This is a genomic window from Mesotoga infera (genome assembly GCA_011045915.1).
Taxonomy (GTDB): Bacteria; Thermotogota; Thermotogae; order Petrotogales; family Kosmotogaceae; genus Mesotoga; species Mesotoga infera_D.
This window is the reverse complement of the sequence record DSBT01000076.1, coordinates 1-2419: the sequence shown is the minus strand read 5'-3', so window position 1 is coordinate 2419 and position 2419 is coordinate 1. Positions and strand designations below refer to the sequence as shown.

Here is a 2419-nt window from a genome sequence, read left to right as displayed (position 1 = left end):
TTGAGATAACTGATTCGGGTAAAGGAAGATCGGGGAAATGAAGACAGAAAGGATTCACAGGCTCAATGAAAAAACCAGTGGGAGCGGAGAGTTCGTTTTGTACTGGATGCAGGCCTCTCAAAGGACAGATGAGAATCATGCACTTGAGTTTGCAAAGCAAGAAGCAAAGACTCTCGGGGTCCCTCTTGTTGTGCTTTTCATAATAGTTGTCGATTACCCATCGGCTAACCTAAGAAGCTTCAGCTTTATGCTTGATGGGTTGAGAGATGTCAAGTATCGACTGGAGAATTCCGGAATACGATTCGTCATCCTTAAGGGCGATCCCACGTATATATTGCCTTCTGTATCGCAAGACTGTTCCGAAATCATCACAGATGTCGGGTATCTCAGACACCAGATTGCTTGGAGAAGAGAGCTCGCGAGTCTGGTGAAGTGCTCTGTGTTAGCAGTTGAAACTAATGTTGTTGTCCCTGTAGAGACAGCCAGTACAAAAGAAGAATATAGCGCAGCCACTTTCAGGCGGAAGGTAATGGAACTGGTACCGGAATTTGTCAGTGATTTTTCCCCCGTAGAATTCAGATCTAGCAGCCCCAGAATTGAATTCGAAGGTTCACTCAATCTCGACGAACTCTCTCTTGCTGATGTGGATCAGAGTGTGCCCATCGTCACCGATTTTCGCGGAGGCCAAGAAGCTGCAAAGGCAATGCTTCAAAGATTCATTGAAATGAAGATAGATAGGTTTGTGGAAGATAGAAATGATCCCAACTGTGATTGCCTGTCGCAGATGAGTCCTTTTCTCCACTTCGGGCAAATTTCTCCATGCTACATCACCAGGAAAGTCTTCGAGTCTCATTTACCAGGAACAGATGCCTACATCGAAGAGCTGATTGTAAGGAGAGAACTAAGTATGAATTTTGCTTTCTACAATGCTTACTACGACTCCTTTAGATCGCTCCCCTCTTGGGCCCAGAAGACCCTGAATGATCATAGAAATGACAGAAGAGATCCAGTTTATTCCCTGTCGCAACTTGAGAGAGGAGAAACAGATGATTTCTACTGGAACGCCGCTCAAAGTGAAATGGTTCTAAATGGGAAGATGCATGGATACATGAGAATGTACTGGGGAAAGAAGCTGCTTGAATGGAACTCTGATCCAGAGACTGCAATACGCGTGGCAATTCAACTTAACGACAAATATGAAATCGACGGCAGGGATCCCAACGGTTATGCCGGCATTCTCTGGTGCTTCGGAAAACATGATAGAGCTTGGCCCGAACGCCCAGTATTTGGGAAAGTCAGGTATATGAACTCAAATGGATTGAAAAGAAAATTCGATGCCGACGCTTATACACGAAAGATCAATGATATGATTACTCGACGGAGAAACTTGAGTTGAACAGAGCGGTCTCGACCAACTCCCCATCCTTGAGTGACTCCAGTCTTACTGAAAGCATGTAAGCTCCGGCATGTAGATCCATTATCTTGATTGCCTTATTAGGATATGTGAAAGCCTGAGTAACAAAATCACCGGTTCCCGGCATATGCAGTTCGGCAATGACTTCGATAGTATTGTCTTCGATTAGGCGGACGCTTCTAATTCCTATATCGTATCCTCCTGTGGGCTTCTCTCCGGCCTCAATTATTACAATTGCTTCCCCACTAATGGTTCTGGTCTCGACGAACACTTGTTCACGAATCTCTCCAAGTAGAAGCCCCGGATCGGTCCTTCTGTCTGTCTGCAAGAAAACGCTCTCAAAGTTCATTTCTTTCACTTCAACCTCCAACTGCCCGTGATAGTCTATTCTAAGCTCCATAACTGCCAATGAATACCCACTTTCAAATGAAAGGAGGAAGGGGTCTATCACGTAATACATACCTTCTCTAGCCATCGCTATTCTTCTCTCATAATACTCTCCCTTGCTAATCAACTGGATAGAGGCTTCCAGCTCTTTTACATCGTTTCCGGGATCAAAGAGCCAGCCGGAAATGATTACAATGACTGTATCGGAATCTCTCCCAGAAAGCACAGAGAAGCTGACATTCTTTGTTCTGTTGCCTATGCTTTGCTCAAGAGCGAAAGATTCCGGTGCCTCAAGCTCTGTATAGTTCACGTGAAATGCTGACAGATAAGAATAGGAAACAACTATTGCTAACACGACAATAACTATCTTTTTCATTAGGCCACCTCCCCAGAATTTGACTTGCAATTGCTTTGATTTGTTTGCATGAGTTAATAGTACATCATTTTAGATGCAAGAAAGGCCTTCAATGGTCTTTATCGACCCAAAATAATCTTCCGATTTCAAGTTAAAGGTTGTATCATGTAATTAGGAGCAGCTGCTCCAATTCCACGGGGAGGTGTTTTAATGAATAGGCGTTTTCTTTTTGTTCTACTCATGGCTTTTCTTCTAGGCTCTGC

At 44.1% G+C, this 2419-nt stretch carries 2 protein-coding genes; one reads left to right on the top strand and one right to left on the bottom strand.

The annotated features are described in order from the left end of the window. Positions 1–37: 37 nt before the first annotated feature. Positions 38–1396, top strand: coding sequence for a deoxyribodipyrimidine photolyase (locus tag ENN47_02570; GenBank protein HDP77071.1), 1359 nt, complete (start codon positions 38–40; stop codon positions 1394–1396). On the opposite strand, the gene ENN47_02565 is transcribed toward ENN47_02570, so the two are convergent. After that, positions 1371–2177 carry a protease complex subunit PrcB family protein gene (locus tag ENN47_02565; protein ID HDP77070.1) on the bottom strand — a complete coding sequence of 269 codons (807 nt, stop codon included), beginning with the start codon at positions 2175–2177 and terminating at the stop codon, positions 1371–1373. The genes ENN47_02570 and ENN47_02565 overlap by 26 nt on opposite strands. Positions 2178–2419: the final 242 nt, after the last annotated feature.